The sequence below is a fragment of the Acinetobacter sp. ANC_7635 genome, from assembly GCF_056779945.1.
Genome location: NZ_JBWYIS010000014.1, coordinates 1 through 19,288, shown reverse-complemented (window position 1 = coordinate 19,288; position 19,288 = coordinate 1). Strand labels below are relative to the sequence as shown.

At 39.3% G+C, this 19,288-nt stretch carries 17 protein-coding genes; 10 read left to right on the top strand and 7 right to left on the bottom strand.

Annotation, left to right across the window (positions count from 1 at the left end; translation table 11 throughout):
- Positions 1 to 12 precede the first annotated feature (12 nt).
- A complete protein-coding gene (locus AC1M89_RS12760) occupies positions 13 to 2,052 on the bottom strand; it encodes a UvrD-helicase domain-containing protein (protein WP_035267404.1) in 2,040 nt (679 codons plus the stop codon).
- Positions 2,053 to 2,191: 139 nt separating this feature from the next.
- Entirely contained in the window at positions 2,192 to 2,845 is a 654-nt protein-coding gene (locus tag AC1M89_RS12755; protein WP_092768184.1) for a YiaD family glycine zipper/OmpA-like lipoprotein, read from the bottom strand.
- Positions 2,846 to 3,089: 244 nt separating this feature from the next.
- Here AC1M89_RS12755 and AC1M89_RS12750 point away from each other — a divergent pair, with 244 nt between their 5' ends.
- The 6 genes from AC1M89_RS12750 to AC1M89_RS12725 all read left to right on the top strand — a co-directional run bounded on the left by AC1M89_RS12750 (position 3,090) and on the right by AC1M89_RS12725 (position 7,547).
- Positions 3,090 to 4,019 (top strand): acyltransferase, encoded by a 930-nt coding sequence (locus AC1M89_RS12750; RefSeq protein ID WP_481591899.1) that lies wholly within the window; start codon positions 3,090 to 3,092, stop codon positions 4,017 to 4,019.
- Between the two features lie 35 nt (positions 4,020 to 4,054).
- Positions 4,055 to 5,092, top strand: coding sequence for a preprotein translocase subunit SecA (locus AC1M89_RS12745; protein ID WP_481614286.1), 1,038 nt, complete (start codon positions 4,055 to 4,057; stop codon positions 5,090 to 5,092).
- A gap of 116 nt (positions 5,093 to 5,208) precedes the next feature.
- On the top strand, positions 5,209 to 5,922 hold the full coding sequence (gene minC, locus AC1M89_RS12740) for a septum site-determining protein MinC (protein ID WP_481587882.1): 714 nt from the start codon (positions 5,209 to 5,211) through the stop codon (positions 5,920 to 5,922).
- Positions 5,923 to 5,983: 61 nt separating this feature from the next.
- The gene (minD, locus tag AC1M89_RS12735) at positions 5,984 to 6,796 is read left to right on the top strand and encodes a septum site-determining protein MinD (protein ID WP_035267390.1); all 813 of its coding nucleotides are present in this window, start codon (positions 5,984 to 5,986) and stop codon (positions 6,794 to 6,796) included.
- Between the two features lie 2 nt (positions 6,797 to 6,798).
- A complete protein-coding gene (gene minE, locus AC1M89_RS12730; protein ID WP_035267388.1) occupies positions 6,799 to 7,071 on the top strand; it encodes a cell division topological specificity factor MinE in 273 nt (90 codons plus the stop codon).
- Positions 7,072 to 7,259: 188 nt separating this feature from the next.
- Complete coding sequence (locus AC1M89_RS12725; protein ID WP_481614285.1) at positions 7,260 to 7,547, top strand: PA4642 family protein; 288 nt, start codon at positions 7,260 to 7,262, stop codon at positions 7,545 to 7,547.
- Positions 7,548 to 7,658: 111 nt separating this feature from the next.
- On the opposite strand, the gene AC1M89_RS12720 is transcribed toward AC1M89_RS12725, so the two are convergent.
- Positions 7,659 to 10,106 (bottom strand): YadA-like family protein, encoded by a 2,448-nt coding sequence (locus AC1M89_RS12720; RefSeq protein WP_481614284.1) that lies wholly within the window; start codon positions 10,104 to 10,106, stop codon positions 7,659 to 7,661.
- A gap of 239 nt (positions 10,107 to 10,345) precedes the next feature.
- On the opposite strand from AC1M89_RS12720, the gene AC1M89_RS12715 reads away from it, so the two are divergent.
- Positions 10,346 to 11,443, top strand: a complete 1,098-nt coding sequence (locus AC1M89_RS12715) for a helix-turn-helix transcriptional regulator (protein ID WP_481587885.1) — start codon at positions 10,346 to 10,348, stop codon at positions 11,441 to 11,443.
- A gap of 45 nt (positions 11,444 to 11,488) precedes the next feature.
- Here AC1M89_RS12715 and AC1M89_RS12710 read toward each other — a convergent pair whose 3' ends face one another.
- A complete protein-coding gene (locus AC1M89_RS12710) occupies positions 11,489 to 14,641 on the bottom strand; it encodes a DNA translocase FtsK 4TM domain-containing protein (RefSeq protein ID WP_481614283.1) in 3,153 nt (1,050 codons plus the stop codon).
- A 261-nt stretch (positions 14,642 to 14,902) separates the two neighbouring features.
- Between AC1M89_RS12710 and trxB the strand changes: the two genes are divergently transcribed.
- The 3 genes from trxB (at position 14,903) to AC1M89_RS12695 (ending at position 17,530) form a co-directional block, all read left to right on the top strand.
- On the top strand, positions 14,903 to 15,850 hold the full coding sequence (gene trxB / locus AC1M89_RS12705) for a thioredoxin-disulfide reductase (protein WP_035267378.1): 948 nt from the start codon (positions 14,903 to 14,905) through the stop codon (positions 15,848 to 15,850).
- 115 nt (positions 15,851 to 15,965) lie between these two features.
- Positions 15,966 to 16,697 (top strand): leucyl/phenylalanyl-tRNA--protein transferase, encoded by a 732-nt coding sequence (gene aat, locus AC1M89_RS12700; RefSeq protein ID WP_481587889.1) that lies wholly within the window; start codon positions 15,966 to 15,968, stop codon positions 16,695 to 16,697.
- Positions 16,698 to 16,714: 17 nt separating this feature from the next.
- Positions 16,715 to 17,530, top strand: coding sequence for an arginyltransferase (locus AC1M89_RS12695; protein ID WP_481614282.1), 816 nt, complete (start codon positions 16,715 to 16,717; stop codon positions 17,528 to 17,530).
- Positions 17,531 to 17,544: 14 nt separating this feature from the next.
- Here the strand turns inward: AC1M89_RS12695 and rimI are convergent, their stop codons facing one another.
- The 3 genes from rimI to AC1M89_RS12680 form a co-directional block, all read right to left on the bottom strand.
- Entirely contained in the window at positions 17,545 to 18,003 is a 459-nt protein-coding gene (gene rimI, locus AC1M89_RS12690; RefSeq protein WP_481591951.1) for a ribosomal protein S18-alanine N-acetyltransferase, read from the bottom strand.
- 104 nt (positions 18,004 to 18,107) lie between these two features.
- Positions 18,108 to 18,989 carry a metal-dependent hydrolase gene (locus AC1M89_RS12685; RefSeq protein ID WP_035267371.1) on the bottom strand — a complete coding sequence of 294 codons (882 nt, stop codon included), beginning with the start codon at positions 18,987 to 18,989 and terminating at the stop codon, positions 18,108 to 18,110.
- 208 nt (positions 18,990 to 19,197) lie between these two features.
- Positions 19,198 to 19,288 (bottom strand): EF-Tu C-terminal domain-related protein (locus AC1M89_RS12680; protein ID WP_019509660.1); only part of this gene is annotated, 91 nt, incomplete at its 5' end.

Below are 19,288 nucleotides of genomic sequence, written 5' to 3'. Positions count from 1 at the left end.
TTTAAAATGTAATTAACGTTTGAGTAAAGCTTTCAGATTTTGCAGATAATGCTGTGCCTGTAATTTTGGATCGATATTTTCAGCCAATTTCTTTTTTCGACCTAGCCAATCGACTTCATCTTGTGGCAATTCATCCAAGAAGCGACTTGGTGTCATTTGTTTCATCTGACCGCCATTTTTACGCTGTTCTGCAAGCGTCAAAGTCAGACCTTGTTTGGCACGGGTAATACCAACGTACATCAGTCGACGTTCTTCTTCGATGGTATCAGCCACAATTGAATTCTTGTGCGGAAGCAACTCTTCCTCAAGCCCCATAATATAAACAAATGGGAATTCCAGGCCTTTAGAAGCATGCAAAGTCAGTAAGTTTACTTTATCGATATCTTCATCTTCTTGCTGTTGCTCCAACATATCCAGCAACACCATCTTACGAATGACACTTTCGATATTTTTTTCATCGACATCTTCAGCACGATTGATCAAACTTTGAATACTGCTATAAAGCACTTCAATATTGTCAATTTTAGTTTTTTCTTGTGCTGGCGTCGCTGCCGTTTCTTTGATGTAGTCGATATATCCTGCCTCAACCATCATTTGGCGGACTTTAGGCACAGGTTCATCATCATCTAACAGTTCACGCGTAAAACCTTCGATAAAATCAGCAAACTCAGCCAATTGAGATGTCGCCTTCTTCGGTAATACCATACTTAGGCGCTGATCATTCGCGGCACCTAGTAGAGAAAGATTATTCTCTTGCGCAAATAAACCTAGTTTTTCTAAAGTCACAGGTCCTATGGCGCGTTTAGGTGTGTTGATAATCCGTAAGAAAGCACTGTCATCTTCAGGGTTAATAATGAGACGTAGATAGCTCATAATATCCTTGATTTCAGCACGACCAAAGAACGACTGACCACCAGAAAGTTTGTAGGGAATCTGCATCTGACGAAGTTGTGTTTCTAAAACACGTGCTTGGAAGTTTCCACGGTATAACACGGCGTAATCTTTCCAATTTTTACCATTCATCAATTTATGAGTCAGCAAATCTTTAACAACGCGTTCCGCTTCATCATCATCATTACGACAAGTAATAATGCGGATCACCTCACCATGACCTTTATCACTCCACAATTTTTTATCAAAAATATGTGGGTTATTCTCAATCACATGGTTTGCAGCTTTTAAAATACGACTGGTTGAACGATAGTTTTGCTCAAGCTTAATGACTTTTAAATTGGGGAAATCTTCCTTCAATAAGGCCATATTTTCTGGCTTTGCCCCCCGCCAAGCATAAATTGATTGGTCATCATCCCCTACAGCCGTAAATTGTCCCATGACACCAACAAGCAGTTTGACCAAGATATATTGGGCGGTATTGGTATCTTGATATTCATCAACCAATAAATAACGTACACGGTTTTGCCATTTATCACGGACTTCAGCATTTTCTTGAAGAAGGCGTGTCGGCATTACGATTAAATCGTCAAAATCGACCGCATTATAGGCACGTAAATTACGCTCATAAAGTTGATAGAGATGCGCAAATTGAACATCTTCAGCCGTTTCACAAGTCGTATGTGCTTGCTCAGGCAAAATTAGATCGTTTTTCCAATCTGAGATCATCTTCATCGCTTTTGCGATCAGCTCTTTACTTTCTGCACCAGACAAATTATCTCGGTGCATTAAATCCATTAAAATACGCTTACAGTCATCAGCATCTAAAATGGAAAAGTTTGCTTTAAGTGGCGTATGTTTTAATTCTAGTCTTAATAAATTCAAACCAAAGGTGTGAAAGGTAGAAACAGATAAACCCTTTCCATCCTCTTTACCAAGCAATTTACCGACACGCTCTTTCATCTCTCGTGCAGCTTTGTTGGTAAAAGTCATCGCAGTAATACGATGTGCTGGTATACCGCATTTTTTGACTAAATATGCAATTTTCTGTGTGATTACAGAGGTCTTACCTGAGCCTGCCCCAGCAAGTACTAACAAGGGTCCTTGAGTGTATTTCATGGCTTCAAGTTGCTTGTCGTTCAAATGACTGGCTGATGACATATTCTTTCCTCTTTTCCTTCAGCGCTCGATTATAGTCATCTGCTTCGAATATGACTAACGTTAAATTTAATGAAGGTATATTTGAATAAATTTCAGACATAAAAAAACCACCCGAAGGTGGCTTTTTTCAGATCATGTATTATTGAACTGCGTAAACAGCAATCTCTACACGACGGTTTTGTTCTTTACCTGCTGCAGTTGTGTTATCAGCAATTGGGTTTGAAGAACCTAAACCTTGAGCATTAATACGTGCTGTAGAAACACCCTTAGATGCTAAATAGCTAGCGACAGATTGAGCACGTGCTTGTGACAATGGGATGTTAATCGCATCATTACCTGAACTATCAGTATAACCAGTTACAAGGATACCGCTCTTGTTGTCTTCAGTTAAAACTTGTGCAACACGGTTTAAAGTGTCATAGAAGTTTGGCTTGATATTTGATTTATTTGTATCAAACGTGATAGCACCTGGCATTACTAAGTTAATAGAGCCATCTGGATTACGGTTTACATCAATACCTGTACCAGCAGTTGCTTGGCGTAATTTTTTCTCTTTATTGTCGAGATATACGCCTGCAGCACCACCTAATACAGCACCAATCGCTGCTGCACGGTTATTTTGACGGCTAGTGTTCGCATTACCTTTAGAAACACCGTAACCAGCTGCTGCACCAATTAAAGCACCCAATGCAGTTTTGTCATACTCGACGCCACCAATATTGTTACCAGTTGTTTGACAACCAGAAAGTACCATTGCCCCAACCACTGCAGCTGAAATAGCTAATGCACGCATGGGATGACTCCTTTTATATGTTTTTGTATGTGATGAATAATGATTTGTTAGAAACAATTTAACCATTACTATTTTGTTAATAATAAACAGTTTATTAACAATATGTAATCTTTTGTAGCATCTTTCGTTAATGCTTCATCATATTTTATACATAGTTAAGAAAACGGGCTTTGTGATTTGAGCGACTCGATTTATAGTGTTTTAAAAATTTCAATCACATGCAATCACTTTTTAGGACTGTGCAATGGCAGCAGAGAAGCAGAAACAACCTATTTTAAAAAAAATTTCTAAGGGTTTAACCGTAGGTTCTGTGATCACAGGAAGTACATTTTTTCGTGGCCCACCTATTCTTGCATTAGGTTTGACTAAACTCGTAAAAAAATCATCAAAAATCGATGAAACCAATATCAATATCGCCAATGGTTGGATTGGTACGAATAACTGGCTCATTGAAAAAGTTCTCCCTGAGCTTAAATGGCACATCACGATTGATGAAGATCTAGATCTCAATCTACAAGGTCGTTACATCATGACCTGTAATCACCAAAGCTGGGTGGATACAACTGTTACTCAATATTTTGGTCTTAAACGTATGCCGCTCACACGTTTTTTTACGAAATGGGAACTCATTTTTATTCCTTTTGTTGGGCAAGCATTCAAGATCCTTGGTTTTCCTATGATGAAACGTCATACCAAAGCGCAAATCGAAAAAAATCCTGCGCTGAAATATCGTGATATGGAAGAAGCGCGTAAATCGTGTGAACAACTGCTCAGCCAACCTTTTACATTATTAAATTATTTAGAAGGTACACGCTATACCCCTGAAAAACACGCCCAACAAAAATCTCCGTATAAAAATTTACTTAGGCCCAAAGCAGGTGGTTTAGCACTTGCCCTAAATATTCTAGGAAGTGAAATTGATGCGCTAGTCGATATGACCATTGTCTATCCAGATGGTGTGCCAGGTTATGGAGATTTTTGGTTAGGAGAAGTTTCTCAAATCGCCGTGAATTTAAGAAAAATTGAAATTCCTGCTTGGGTGCATGGCGGCAATTATGAGGATGATGCCGACTATCGCGCTCGTTTCCAAAAATGGGTTGATGAGCTTTGGACAGAAAAAGATCAGTTAATTACACAGTTAAAACAACAGCTTCAAACTGAATCTGTAAATTAAGCTGTCCTCAGAATGTATTGCATATGACAGAACGCATGACTAATTCTCGAAAAACTTTCCGTCCACAGCGTCACGATACGTTATTTTGGAAGATGTTCCTGATTTATGACATCTTTATGATGCTCATTATTTTAGTCAATTTGTTTTGTCTATGTGCCAATGCATTTTTAATGAGTAATTTTGGCTCATGGGTATTTGACACGGTTCAATTACCTCAAATTCTGGAGTTTTATAAATCCGAGCTTCACCCATGGGTCATCATTACTGAAAGTTGGTTTATCACATTTTTAATTGTTGAACTCGCTGTAAGATGGCTGATTGCAATCGTCAATAAACATCATCAGCGTTGGTTTTTCTTTCCCTTCATTCATTGGTATGAAATATTAGCTATTATCCCTTACCTTCGCTTTTTACGTTTAATTCGCGTCGGAGTGATTGCCTATAGACTGTATGAGCTAGGCTATAAAGTCATACCTAATAAATGGTTCAGACGTCTTAATTTTTACTATAACGTGATCATGGAAGAGCTCTCTGATCGTGTGGTGATTACTGTCATTGATAGTGTAAAAAAAGAGTTAGACACTAGCTCAACCCATAAAAAAATCATTCATGATCTGGTGAATCACCATCGAGACATGTTTGCCACGACATTAGCGCAAGTCTTACAAGAATCTTTAGCAACCGAATTAAAACTTCAAAAAGATAATATCTCGCAAGGCGTTGGTCACATTGTCATTAAAGCAATTGAAGACACACCAGAGCTAACACAGCTCTTAAAGCTGATTCCATTGGTGGGTGGTCGTATAGAACAGCAAATCCACAACATTGGTCAACGATTAGGTGAAAATATTACCGACGGTTTAGTTGAACCTTTTATTTCTGGAACCATTGATAAACCGAATGCGCATTATCAACTCATTGCTGAAAAAATTAGCCAGCTCAATATTGATAATCATGCATTAGAACAACTCGTTGAATCTGTCGTTTATGAAAGTCTTGAGTCTTTAAGAAAACAGGTGGCAGTAAAACAATGGCAAATAGAGTTATCAAAAAACAATCAAGTCAAGGAATGATCATTTCTCTATTAATTTAATATATCCGCTAGAGAATTCTTGAGAATTGAACTAGCATTTGCACAATTAACAATTTTTACTTCGATTATAAAGCGCGAAGCAAGCAAGGAATGAATATGGCAGATATTCGGATTACCGGTAGAATGGTGAATTTTACCCGAATTACCTTTGACACCAATGATCATAATGTTATCCGCCAACAATTAAGTGCCATGATGAGTGAAACCTCTTATGAAGGTGCGCTTGTCATTCTAGACACAACCGTTGAACAAGAACTCATTGGACTCATTCAATTGGTCATCAGTTTAGGGTTACAGCCAATGGCTGTCGTTGATGGTTTAATGGGTGATGAAGCACGTGCGATCCAATTCCCAGTTCTTGCGGCTGATCGTCCTTTGCAGCGCATCAAAGCAACAAAAGAACAAGTGGTAGAAGCTCCAGCAAATACCCCTGAAGCTGAGAAGGCTCCAACACACATAGCTCCTGCAACCACACATAAAACTTCGTATCACAATGAAGTGCTTAGAACAGGACAATGTCTGGTACAAGATCACGGCGATATTATTTTAACTGCTGGAATTAATAGTGGCTCTGAAATCATCGCTTCAGGAAATATACATATTTATGGCTCTGCTCGTGGTAGAGTCATCGCCGGCGCCGGTGGCAATACAGCAGCACGAATTTTCTGTCATGTTTTAGAAGCTGAATTAGTATCTATCGCAGGAACATATTGTGTTGCAGATGATATTCCACCACATATGCTAAAAAAGTCAGTACATATCTATTTAAATGATGCTCAAGAGCTTGTCTTTGAAGCACTCGAATTTTAATGTATAACTAAACATGAGAACCCCTATAGTATTGGGGATAAACATAACAGGAGTGGATTCGGTGGCGAAAATTGTTGTCGTAACATCAGGTAAAGGTGGCGTAGGTAAAACAACTACCAGTGCATCTTTTGCAACAGGTTTAGCCCTTCGTGGCCACAAAACTGTTGTAATCGATTTTGACGTAGGTTTACGTAACCTCGACCTTATCATGGGTTGTGAGCGTCGTGTTGTTTATGATTTTGTGAATGTATTAAATAACGAAGCGAGATTACAACAAGCACTTATTCGCGATAAAGAAATCGAAAATCTATATATTTTACCTGCATCACAAACCCGTGATAAAGATGCGTTAACCGATGAAGGTGTTGCACGTGTTATGGACGAACTTTCTCAAGAGTTTGACTACATCATTTGTGACTCTCCTGCAGGTATTGAACGTGGTGCGATTTTAGCAATGTACCATGCTGATGAAGCAATCATTGTAACGAACCCTGAAATTTCATCTGTCCGAGATTCCGACCGTATTATTGGTATGTTGGACAGTAAAACGAAGAAAGTAGAAAATAACGAAGGTCGTATTCGTAAGCATCTTTGTATCACACGCTTCAACCCTGAACGTGCTGATAAGCAAGAAATGTTAACAGTCGATGATATTTCTAAAGATATCCTTCGCGTGCCAACGCTCGGTGTAATTCCTGAATGTAAAAGCGTGTTACAAGCTTCGAATGAAGGTAAGCCTGTTATTCTTTATACTGAAGAAGCAGCTGGACAAGCTTATGACGATCTTGTTGCACGCTTCCTTGGTGAAGAACGTCCATATCGTCACATCTCTGTGAAGCCGAAAGGCTGGTTAGCACGTTTATTTGGAGCATAAAGATGGCAGGATTCTGGAGTAAACTTTTTAGTAGTGATGACAAACCATCAAGTGCACAAACAGCTAAAGATCGCTTAAAAGTTATCGTGGCATCTGAAAATGGTCTAGGTAAGCGTTTAAGCCAAGATAAAATTGATTTAATGAAAAAAGAAATCATGCAAGTTGTGAATCGTTATGTGCGTGGTGTAGATGAACAGCATATACAAATGTCGGTTCGCTCAGAAGCAAATATCGAAATGCTAGAAATGAATATCAATTTGCCTGAAGAACGTTAATCTGATTTTTGATTAGTCAAGCAAATTGAATCAGGGCAAAATATGAGAGTGGCAGAAATAGGCTATTAGCTATATTCCGCCCACTTGAAGCAGAGCTTCAAGTCTTGCGACTAGACAAAGCAGTGCTTCGCTCATCTAGTCTCATATTTTGCCCTTTTTTATTGATTAAAAATACCAAGGAGATTGTGATGGCATTATCACAGCCAGCCACGTTCAATGAAGAATGGTCAGACGAGCGTGTTTTTGCCTATTTAAATCAGTTACCTCCTGAAGGTGTAAACTCTGATTTTCATGTTCTCTATCATGCTTTTAAACATATGCGTGCTAATGACTATGAGCGTTTACTCACTAAATTTATAGCAGATGGTCGAGATCTTAACGCTCAAAATCCTGAAGGCAAACGTATTCATGATGTGATCGCAGAATTCCCACGCCAAAGTGCAGAATTCCTTGCTGTTTTAGCAAAATTTGCCTAAAAACAGATAAAAAAGCCTGCTTGAGCAGGCTTTTTTGATTTAAATCTATCTTATACCTGTTAAAAAATAGTTTCGTATTAAGGTTACTTATACGTTTGGGTGAAACTTAGATTATTTCCATTGCCAACCCAATGCAATAGCACCACCAACATCACCTTGTGAACTTGCGGTTCCAGATGCTTTATAGACAAAGCGATTCGTTTCAGAAACCCCACTAAATCCAATGGCAATACCTTGCTCACCATCCCATGTACCAGCAGCTGCACTGAACATACTTGCACCAGCATAAGTTGGCTGGGGTAATGAAGCGACAGCCAAAGACGCTGCAATAGCTGCTCGAGTGTCACGTCGTTCATCGGCAAAACTCTGTTCTAAAGCATTTACACGTCGACTAGTATACTCATTGGCCTGATTCAATATTTCATTGGTTCGTATATTCGTATATTCCTGTGCATCGCTCAAAACTTGCTGATCTGCTTGACGCATTTGTTTTACATTGACTGCGTCTGTATCCGCTGTACCTGCTGCCACATTAACAATTTGGCGCTGTTGCGTAGAGGTACCCACTGAAACCGTATTGTCCCGATCGGTAGACGAAGCATTTCCTAAAAGAACAGCATTATTTGCGTCAGACGTTATATTATTCCCAAGAGCTACAGTACTATTTCCTGAAATATTGTTGAAATTACCAACTGAATGCGTATTTTCACCCGTAACCGTATTGTGATTTCCTAAAGCTGTTGCATGTTCACCAGCGACTTGTGATTCAGCCCCAATTACAATACTCTCACGACCCGATGCTACTGATGAACTTCCGATTGCAAGAGCATCTTCACCTGTTGCATTTGGTAATATTGCATTTTCACTAGGATTTGTTCCAACAGATATTGCGACAGTTCCACCACTAGCCAAAGACGTTAGCCACTGTTGTTCGGTGCCATTAAAGCCATTTTGTACAGCAATCTCAAAAGCACTAAAACCTTGATCACCTTTGTCACCTTTTAAGCCTTGAAGTCCTTGATCACCTTTGTCACCTTTGTCACCTTTGTCACCTTTTAAGCCTTGAAGTCCTTGATCACCTTTATCGCCCTTGTCGCCTTTTAAGCCTTGAAGTCCTTGATCACCTTGATCTCCCTTATCACCTTTCAATCCTTGAGGACCTTGGTTACCTTTATCTCCTTTGAGTGACGTCAGCCAATCTTGCTCTGTTCCTACAAATCCATTATTCACCGCCACTTGGTAAGCACTATCACCTTGTGGTCCTACACCGCCACCAGGTCCACCGCTTGCACCTGGTATACCTTGATCCCCTTTGTCACCTTTCAACCCTTGTGGACCTTGATCACCTTTATCTCCCTTATCGCCTTTTTCACCTTTTAATGATGTAAGCCAATCTGTTTCAGAGCCCTCAAATCCATTACTCACAGCAACCTCGTACGCACTTGGTCCAGCTGGTCCAGTGGTACCTGTACCTGTTTCACCACCAACACCATTATTTTCGAGTGCAGACACTCGGTCTTTTAACGCTGTAAATTCAATATCAATCCCTCTAATTGTTTGATTTACGTTTTGGTATGTAGAGCCTTGCATTTCAAATGAAAGGGGCATCACACTCCCCTGAAACATAGTCACCCCAGTACCCAGAATTCTTTGTAAACTGGCTGTCAATTGATCAACATTAATAGCATCATGAGTATCTAATCCCCATGCTAAGTTCATGATTCGGCGTTTTAATTGATCACTACCGACTGAAATAACATTCTCTCGATCTGCAACCGATGCACTACCTAAAGCAACAGAGTTGCTCGCATAAACCTGACTCAGCTCACCAATCGCGACTGACTCTCTTACGGATGTATAATTTGGTCCTGGTCGAATAATAATAGAACCACCGACAGCCACATTAGTGTGACCTTGCACATTACTGTTGGAGGCAAATATATGAGAACTCGTCGCACCAACCTCATTAAATCCACCAAAAATCATCGAGCCATTAGTGTTGACGTCGTGAATATTATTCATACCAACAACAACAGATTTTACAGACGAGTTTAAATTTGAAATACCTATAGAGATACCCCCTTCAGCAGTATTTGAACTACCGATCGCAATACTCCCTTCCCCCTTAACCACTTGATTATTACCAATGGCAATATTACTTGTATGATGCGTAGTGTTTTGATTTCCAATGACCACATTATTTTGCGTTGTCGTTACAGCGTTTGGTGTCACCGTATTATTCAAACCAAAAACAGTATGATTCATCCCAATATTGACGTTATTGCTTTGTCCCATAACCACACTGTTCGGTGCAACCACTGAGTTATTTTCACCACAGATGAAAGATGTAGTGTCTGAATTCGTCGCTGTGCCTGTTGAACCCTCACATTCATCAGCTTGCACCTGACTCGTCATTGCGGTTAATGCCCCAATTAAAATCAGATAACCTGTCGTCATTCCAATATTTTTTAAAGATTGTGTAAAACGTGTACGTCCAAGTTCCCCTGTTACGACTAATTTTCCATTACGATTACGGATAACTCGGTATATATGGTTCATGTAATTCCCCTTAGTTTTTGACATGGTCATGTCACTTGCAGGTTTTCCATAGTTTGCAAGAAAGACCTTTTATAATGAGGAAAATCAAACCATAAAGCTGATAATCTAGAAGCCCCCCTTTAAGGGGGGATGAAAAAAATATTTTTGTGAAAAAATGATTAATATTTACTTTTTTATCTCAATTTTTTTAAAAAAATCTATAATTTGAATTTGTTATAATCAAAACAGTTCAATCGAAGATGAATTCAATAAGTTTTCGTAAAAGTGATCGAACAAGGCTCGGCACCCTCCATCGCCTGAGAAATCTTTGCTGTACTCAACTTCCGCTCCTTACCATTGCGCCCAGTATTTTTGACTATTTGAATTTTTTGATTCCACATGATGCCTACGGTATGGCACTGACCTATCCAAATGGTGAACCTTATATACTGTATTACAAAAATCTTAACCCTCAGTCGATGAGGTATGTCCAAGAAAATACTGAATTATTCTTAAACTTAAAAACCGAAAGCCATATCCGCTGGCTCAACTGCCCTATGTTACCCAAAGTCGGAAATCTTTTACGCCCAGATGATCCGTATTTTCATAGCTTAACCTACCAGATGATTGTGCGCCAAAGCGGTCTTCACCATACACTAGATCTAAGATTAGAACGCAATCATATTCCTGCAGGAGGTATTACCCTCTATAGGCGTATGTCACACCCCTTCCAATTACAAGATCATCATTTATTAGAACAAGCTGGTGTCTATATCGAATATGCGCTTAACAATCAAATGGAGGATGGCGACGATGTAATTGAATCAGATCAAGCGTTGTTAATCGTGAATTCTCAAAATGATTTAGTCATGATGACTGATGCTGCAAAGGATTTACTGAATCTATTCCCGATACATTATGAATTTTGGGAACCATATAAAGCGTTGCCAAAATCATGCTATCAAGTCATCAATGAGCTTAAATATGGGCAACAAATCCCCAAGCTTAGTTTGACCATTCCTAATGGAATATTAACCCTTCGTGCTGAATGGTTAAGTAGTCAAAATACAACCGATACAAATATCGCCTTATACTTAAAGCGCTCATTACCACGCTCCCTCATTATTTTAAAAAAACTAGAAGCACTTGATTTATCCCCCCGAGAATGCCAAGTGGCTTTTTCGTTAATTACAGGCATGAATAAAAGTGAAATTTTACAAAAATTATCCATTAGCCCTGCGGTATTTAAAGATTGTGTCAAGTCAGTTTATCAAAGCTTGAATGTTCACTCTGTGAGTGAACTGATCACATTTGCCAGCCAATGGACTACCCCCAAAAACAACACTTTTTTGAGTTAAATAAAAAAAAGCAACCTATGGTTGCTTTTTCTGAGTCAGTCTTCGTTATACTAAAATTTCACGTTTACCATTTGCGCCCATTGCACTCACGATACCGTTTTCTTCCATTTGGTCAATAATACGTGCGGCACGATTATAACCAAGACTAAACTTACGCTGTAAAGATGATGTGGATGCTTTACGGGTTTCCAAAACAAAAGCAACACATTGATCATAAAGTGCGTCACGGTCTGAAGCACCATCCCCATCTTCAAAGCCACGTGATGCTGGTTCTTCATCAAATGGGGTGAGAATTTCATCCACGTAGTTTGGTGCACCACGCTCACGCCATGCATCACAAATACGGTTCACCTCGTCATCGGCAATAAATGCACCATGCACACGCTCAGGCTCAATTTTACCTGGTCCTAAGAACAGCATATCACCATGTCCAAGCAAATCTTCTGCACCACCCGCATCCAAAATCGTACGCGAGTCAATTTTAGAGTTTACACGAAGTGCAACACGCGTCGGTATATTCGCCTTAATTAAGCCAGTAATTACATCGACGGATGGACGCTGTGTCGCAAGTAATAAATGAATGCCTGCAGCACGTGATTTTTGAGCTAGACGAGTGATCATCTCTTCCGCTTTCTTACCCACCTGCATGATCATATCTGCGAATTCATCTGCAACAATCACAATCGAAGGCAATGGTGTAAGTCTAGGTGCACGTTCTCCAGCAACTGACTCACTGGCTTTCCAAGTTGGATCAAATAGATCTTCACCATTGGCAATTGCTTCTTCAACTTTACGGTTATAGTCACTCAATTTACGTATTTTTAAGAACGACATCAGCTTATAACGACGCTCCATCTCATTCACACACCAATTTAAAGCACTGACTGCATCTTTCATGTCAGTCACAACAGGCGTGAGTAAATGCGGAATATCGTTATAGTTCGCCAATTCAAGTTGTTTAGGATCAATCAAAATAAGGCGCAATTGATCTGGCGTATATTTTAAAAGCATCGATAGAATCATCGAGTTTACAGCAACAGATTTACCTGAACCTGTGGTACCCGCAACCAACATATGTGGTGCCTTGCCCAACTCAGTAATGACTGGGTTGCCAGAAATATCTTTACCCATGGCCATGGATAAGATTCCATCTGGATCCTTAAATTTTGGAATTTGTACCAATTCAATCAGGCGCACCATCTCACGTGTACTATTCGGAACTTCAATGCCAATGTAAGGTTTTCCAGGGATCACCTCAACAACACGTACTGATGCCATCGACATTGATCGTGCTAAGTCACGAGAAATATTAGTTACTTTCGAGGCTTTCACACCAGGCGCAAGATCCAGTTCAAATCTGGTCACGACTGGACCCGGTTGAGCTTCAATCACTTTCGCTTTGACATTAAATTCTTGTAATTTAATTTCTAACAGTTCTGATAATCTTGATAATTGTTCTGCAGTGAAGTTTACTTTTTTGTTTGGGTCTACTTCATCAAGTAAATCCAAACCAGGAAGTGGTGATAAATCTTTACGGCGCTCAGCAACTTGCATTGCACGAGACATTGGACGACCAGCAGCATCTGTTAATGGCGCATCGAAATCAAACTCATCCTCTTCAACTTCAGGCTTACCTACCGTTTCTTGCCAAGCTTCTCTAAAAGCATCTTTATCTGAAGATATACGTTGTTTTTCCTCATCACTCACTTTAGTAACAGGAATTGATGATCCCTCTTGCTCAACAATGTTTTGTGGTGATGGGGCAATAGTGTCTTGCTCTGATTCATATTCTGCGACTGTATCTGACTTAGGTGAAGTCATAAATTTAATATTTGGCGTCACCAAATTTGGACGCTTGACCTCTGGATTAGACAAAGCTTCTGCTTCATCCGCAAGTGATGCAAGACCATCAAGCTCAGAAGCTAACAGATCTGCTTTAGTGATCGCTTCCGCCGCTGCGCTCGATTGACTTGCGTATACAGCACTTGCACCAATAGCTGAGGTATTTTGGATTAGGGATGCTGTATTTTGATCATCAGCAGATTGACCTGAAGGATTTGTTTGATGATGAAAAGGAGTATGAATATCTTTGGCGTGCTGTCCTTGTGGAACAACTTCAAGTAATTCATCAAAGATTTGATCATCATTCCAGTCCAAAGCAGTATCTTGAACAGTTGAGCGCTGCTCTACTCGAACGTTTTTACTTAATTCATTAATTTCTGAAGTACGTTGATCAAGCTGATCCTCCTCTGCTGCGCGCAAAAGCTCATCAATTTCTCTTTTATGATCTTCATCGCTATGCAAGGCTTTCCAAACTTCACCCGTTGGAACAATACGTTGACTCTCACGCTCTAACTCATGCGCTTTCGCGATGGTACGCTCGAGCTCAGCCTCATCATCTTCATCAAAACGATGATTTTGTTGAGACTCTTGGAAACGCATATCTTCAAATAGTTTTTCAGCAGTACGTTCATGACGCGCTTGTAATTGATCTTTTTCTTCTAAATGACTGACATCATTGAGCTCAGCTTGATGAGGGACTGGAGCTGAATCTTTTACAGGAGGTTCAATTTCTTTTTTCGCTTTTGGCTGAGTCGTCAAATCATAAGCTGATTCAGTCTCAGGTACATTTTTATAGAATAAATCTTGCAAATAAGCGGGTGTCGCCTTCAAAGTAGACCATGTCTTGTTCCACTGAATACCAAAAGCCAGTGTGATTAGAACGATGCTGAGTACGATCAGAAAAAAAACGGCGCCATAAATCGTCAAAAGCTGTTTTAAACTCTCACCCAATTCGTAACCAATGATTCCACCTGAAGCGTTAGCAAGCGTATCTGCAGGCACTGACCAAAGTAAATAAAACAAACTCGCGACGGTAAGTAGAATGAAAAATTGAGCAGCAAAACGAAATGGACGACTCAAAAAACTTCTTGGCCACCACACTTGAATCGCTTCAATGAATAAATAAATTGGGATCAGTAAACTTGCCCAGCCCAGAAATCCAAATAAGAGATCTGCAATCCAAGCACCTGCGACACCACTTGCATTTGAAACTTGTTGAGTATCACTCGAAATATGCATCCAACCCGGATCAAATGGCGTATAAGTCACTGTTGCTAAAAACAGATAAATACCAAATGATATTAAGAAGAATGTTAAAACTAAGCGCTGTGCATATACACTCGACACCGCAGTCATATACTGTCCTGTAAACGATTATTCATTAATGTTCTAATGTTGAAATGGAACAATTTCTTCATTATAGAAAACTTACTATTATGCACCTGTTCATTAAAAAAAGGTGCAGCTTTCTAAGGTTTCCTTGTTAACACTTTTAACTATATAGCTCAATTCGATTTAGTTGATCAATATAATCCACATTCATTCCACACAACTGTGGTGAAGTTTCACGTATAATTTTCAGCAAGTCGATATATCAAATTAAAAGGATGCTTATACATGAGCGCTCGTCACTCAAGATTGATTATTTTAGGTTCTGGTCCTGCGGGTTATAGCGCAGCTGTATATGCTGCACGAGCAAATTTAAAACCAACTTTAATCGCAGGTATGCAATTGGGTGGTCAGCTCACCACAACTACAGAAGTTGATAACTGGCCAGGTGATCCTGAAGGCTTAACAGGTCCTGCTTTAATGGAGCGTATGCAAGCTCACGCAGAACGTTTTGGTACTGAATTGGTTTACGATCACATTAACGAAGTTGACTTAAATGTACGTCCATTCGTTTTAAAAGGTGATATGGAAGAATACACGTGTGATGCTTTGATCATTGCAACAGGCGCTACGGCTCAATACTTAGGATTAGAATCCGAAGCTGCTTATATGGGTCAAGGTGTGAGTGCATGTGCAACTTGTGATGGTTTCTTCTATAAAAATCAAAAAGTCATGGTTGTCGGTGGTGGTAACACTGCGGTTGAAGAAGCGCTTTATTTATCAAACATTGCTTCACATGTAACACTTGTACATCGTCGCGATAAATTACGTTCTGAAAAAATCCTTCAAGATCATCTTTTTGCAAAAGAGAAAGAAGGGAAAATCAGCATCATCTGGAACCATGAAGTTGAAGAAGTACTTGGTAACCCTCAAGATGGCGTTACTAGTGTTCGTTTGAAATCTACAACTGATACTACAACTCAAAACGTTGAAGTGACTGGATTGTTCGTCGCTATAGGCCACAAACCTAATACTGCAATGTTTGAAGGTCAGCTTGAACTACGTGATGGTTATATCCAAGTTCAAAGTGGTACACGTGGTAATGCAACTGCGACTTCTGTTGAAGGCGTATTTGCTGCAGGTGATGTTGCAGACAATATCTACCGCCAAGCAATTACATCAGCAGGTTCAGGTTGTATGGCTGCTTTAGACGCTGAGAAATATTTAGACAACTAATATTTATTTAAAAACCCAAAAAACCACCTTCGGGTGGTTTTTTTATTCTTTCAACTTGGCATAATCATTTTAAACATTTTTATCTTCGGTTTTTCATTATTATTTTTAGAACTTAATCCCTATGCTCCCTCCTTCTGAATTTATTTTCCCTAATCCAATTGAATCCGATCCCGAAGGGCAAGGACTAATCTGTATAGGTGCTGACCTCTCCCCTTCTACATTATTTGAAGCTTATACACATGGTTTATTTCCTTGGTTTTCCGAAGGTGAGCCGATCTGCTGGTGGAGTCCAGAACCTCGCTGCATTATCTACCCTTCGTCATACCATCCAAGTAAATCACTCATTCGTAACATGAAAAAACATGATTATACGATTACCATTAACCGTGATTTTGAACATGTGATACGTTCTTGCTCATTACCACGAAGTTATGCCAATGAAACATGGATTAATGAAGATATCATTCAGGGTTACTGTTCATTATTTGAGTCAGGCTATGCATATAGTGTCGAAGTACGCAGAGAAAATTCGATTGTCGGCGGGCTGTATGGTGTCTCTATAGGTCAGGGTATTTTTGGTGAATCCATGTTTAGTCGAGAGACTGATGTTTCAAAAATGGCTTTTTATACCCTCATGTTGATCAGCCTTGAAAACCAGGCACCCTGGGTTGACTGTCAATTGGTGAATGATCATCTCATGAGCTTAGGTGCTTGCACAATTTCTCGCCAAGACTACCTTAATTCGTTACAAGATGTGATAAAACAGCCTCAGATTGATTGGCAAAAGTATAAAGACGGTGTATTTTCAAGTAAAACAATAGCATTTGATCAACGACTCATGGATTGAGAAATAGGAGGGACAATATGAATTCTTATCAACCCCAGTCCCTATTAAATGAATTGCAGTATTACATTACACCACCGCATGACTGCAGTTATCTTCCCGAGAAATCAGCACGGATGGTCTTTTTAGATCCTGCTCATAAAATCGACGTTGTAACTTTATCAGAATTGTCTCGTGTAGGATTTCGAAGAAGCGGAGATTTTGTCTATCGACCTGAATGTCATTTGTGTCGACAATGCCTTTCATGTCGTGTACCTGTTGATGCTTTTAAAATGAACAGTCAACAAAAGAAAGCTTGGAAACGTAATCAAGACTTAGAAGTTAGAATAACCCAAACTCAAGATGCTACTGATATACACTATCAACTCTATGAACGTTACATCAATGAGCGTCATTCAGATGGAGATATGTTCCCCCCTAGCTATGATCAATTCGAGAAGTTTTTGATTCACAGTTGTAGCAATAGTTTCTTTATAGAACTTTGGAAAGATAATCGACTCATTTGTGTCTCAACCTGCGATGTATTAGATGATGGAGTATCCGCCGTCTATACATTTTTTGATCCAGATGAATCCAAACGTTCTTTAGGTGTTTTTGCAGTCCTTAAGCAAATTGAATATGTAAAGCAGCACAATCAAGAGTTTGTATATTTAGGATATTGGGTACCCCATTCATTCAAAATGAACTATAAGTCCCAATATGCGCCTTTTGAATTATTACTGGATGGTCAATGGCGACGTGTTAATAAAATGCTCAGCAACGAAGAAATCGATCAATTAGGTCATATGCTGATGACGACACTTCCCTCTGAATGGAATAACTTTATTGTAAAGTAGGGTATTGAATTTTGTCACTTGAATAAATCTGCAAAATTATCACTGCATGCCTTTACCATAATGATGGCATGCTCTTTTCCACCATCTAATGTTGGATAATAGTTTTTACGCATATCAATTTGATGAAATCCGGATTTCTCATATAGTGCAATCGCAGCCTTATTACTTTCTCGGACCTCTAAAAAGATTTGTACGGGATCATTATTGAGTTGAGCCATTGAAGCTTCAAGCAATTGATATCCCAACCCTTTTCCACGCATTTTCGGATGAACTGCCATCAACAGCAAATTTGCTTCATCCAATACAGGCTGTAAAATACAGAAACCAACAACACGATTCTGGTATTCAATCACTGTGGATTGATATGAATCAACCGCTTCTGAAAATTGTTTTTTTGTCCAAGGATGCGTCTGCCCCAAACTTTCAATTTCATATACCACCTCAACATCTGATGTCAGCATCGGTCGAATCATAATCATTACATTGCATTTTTTAAGTTAGTACATTATAGAAAGTTCGAAAATAAATGAAATAAAAAAAGGCAGCTTACGCTGCCCGAATGCACAAAAGTAAATACTTAAAAACCGAGTTTTGCTTTCCATGTTGCCAATAAACCCACGGTATCCAAATCATTCGGATGGAAGCCTGGTTTAAAATAAGCCAACATTTCCTTACCCATACCAGAAATAATGCCTTTAGATGGACTATATCCATAGGTATAGATATCTTTCAAAGATGCAATATTTAACTGTTTATCGTCTTTCAATAAACGCGCTACAAAATAAGTCTGCACCATGAATAGCACAACCATTGCTGCCACTAAAGAAGATGTTCGAGCAAGATAAGATTTGATTCCTTTACCGAACACACCTTCAAATACATCATATGCGACAGCCTTATGCTCATTTTCTTCAATGGCATGCCAAGCCCACATCGTCGCCATTGTTTCATCAGTCATTAATGCTTGAATATGTTCGTTACGCAATAATTCTGAGGCAATGGTTGCTGTAAAATGTTCTAGCGCAGTCGTTCCCATCAGATCGATCATTTCTTGTGAAATACCAAATGGTTTCATAACGGTGCTAGCTGACTTACGAAAAGTTTGAATGACCGTATCTGTGGCTTTTTCAAGTGCAGCAACATCATGACCAAATTTTTGTGCTGATGCATTAAAGCCAGCATGCTCATGTGTATGCATTGCTTCCTGACCAATAAATGCTGAAATCTCTTTTTGGAGATCTTCATTATCTTTAATGGCTGGATGTTGGCGAACTGCACGCACTGAATCGATAAAGAATTTTTCACCTGCAGGAAATAATGCAGATAACGCTGTCATGAAATGAGTTAATCCTGCTGAACCATTCATCCAATATTCTGGTACGTGATCAAAATCAAATTGCATACGACGTACTGGAAATGATGCACCGGCACGATTTGTAATATTTACTTTAGCATTCATTGCTGGACTCCTATTCGGGATCTATCCAAATCTAGTTTTATGATTCTTTTCATTACTTCATCTTAGTGATTTATTATTTTTATGATAAATGCCTTATAGGTCACATCATTATCAGTTAAGGACAGCTTACAACTCTTATTGTCTAACAATTTTATAGATTCCAAAAAAAAAACGCCCCAAAGGGGCGTTTCTTTCACACAATCAATACTTATGCAGTTACTTTAGCAACAACACCAGCACCAACTGTACGACCACCTTCACGGATCGCAAAACGTAGACCTGGGTCCATTGCGATTGGG

Coding starts and splice junctions, on each gene's coding strand:
- AC1M89_RS12760 (WP_035267404.1), bottom strand. CDS start 2,052: ATGTCATCAGCCAGTCATTTGAACGACAAGCAACTTGAAGCCATGAAA.
- AC1M89_RS12755 (WP_092768184.1), bottom strand. CDS start 2,845: ATGCGTGCATTAGCTATTTCAGCTGCAGTGGTTGGGGCAATGGTACTT.
- AC1M89_RS12750 (WP_481591899.1), top strand. CDS start 3,090: ATGGCAGCAGAGAAGCAGAAACAACCTATTTTAAAAAAAATTTCTAAG.
- AC1M89_RS12745 (WP_481614286.1), top strand. CDS start 4,055: ATGACTAATTCTCGAAAAACTTTCCGTCCACAGCGTCACGATACGTTA.
- minC (WP_481587882.1), top strand. CDS start 5,209: ATGGCAGATATTCGGATTACCGGTAGAATGGTGAATTTTACCCGAATT.
- minE (WP_035267388.1), top strand. CDS start 6,799: ATGGCAGGATTCTGGAGTAAACTTTTTAGTAGTGATGACAAACCATCA.
- AC1M89_RS12725 (WP_481614285.1), top strand. CDS start 7,260: ATGGCATTATCACAGCCAGCCACGTTCAATGAAGAATGGTCAGACGAG.
- AC1M89_RS12720 (WP_481614284.1), bottom strand. CDS start 10,106: ATGAACCATATATACCGAGTTATCCGTAATCGTAATGGAAAATTAGTC.
- AC1M89_RS12715 (WP_481587885.1), top strand. CDS start 10,346: ATGAATTCAATAAGTTTTCGTAAAAGTGATCGAACAAGGCTCGGCACC.
- AC1M89_RS12710 (WP_481614283.1), bottom strand. CDS start 14,641: ATGACTGCGGTGTCGAGTGTATATGCACAGCGCTTAGTTTTAACATTC.
- trxB (WP_035267378.1), top strand. CDS start 14,903: ATGAGCGCTCGTCACTCAAGATTGATTATTTTAGGTTCTGGTCCTGCG.
- AC1M89_RS12695 (WP_481614282.1), top strand. CDS start 16,715: ATGAATTCTTATCAACCCCAGTCCCTATTAAATGAATTGCAGTATTAC.
- rimI (WP_481591951.1), bottom strand. CDS start 18,003: ATGATTCGACCGATGCTGACATCAGATGTTGAGGTGGTATATGAAATT.
- AC1M89_RS12685 (WP_035267371.1), bottom strand. CDS start 18,989: ATGAATGCTAAAGTAAATATTACAAATCGTGCCGGTGCATCATTTCCA.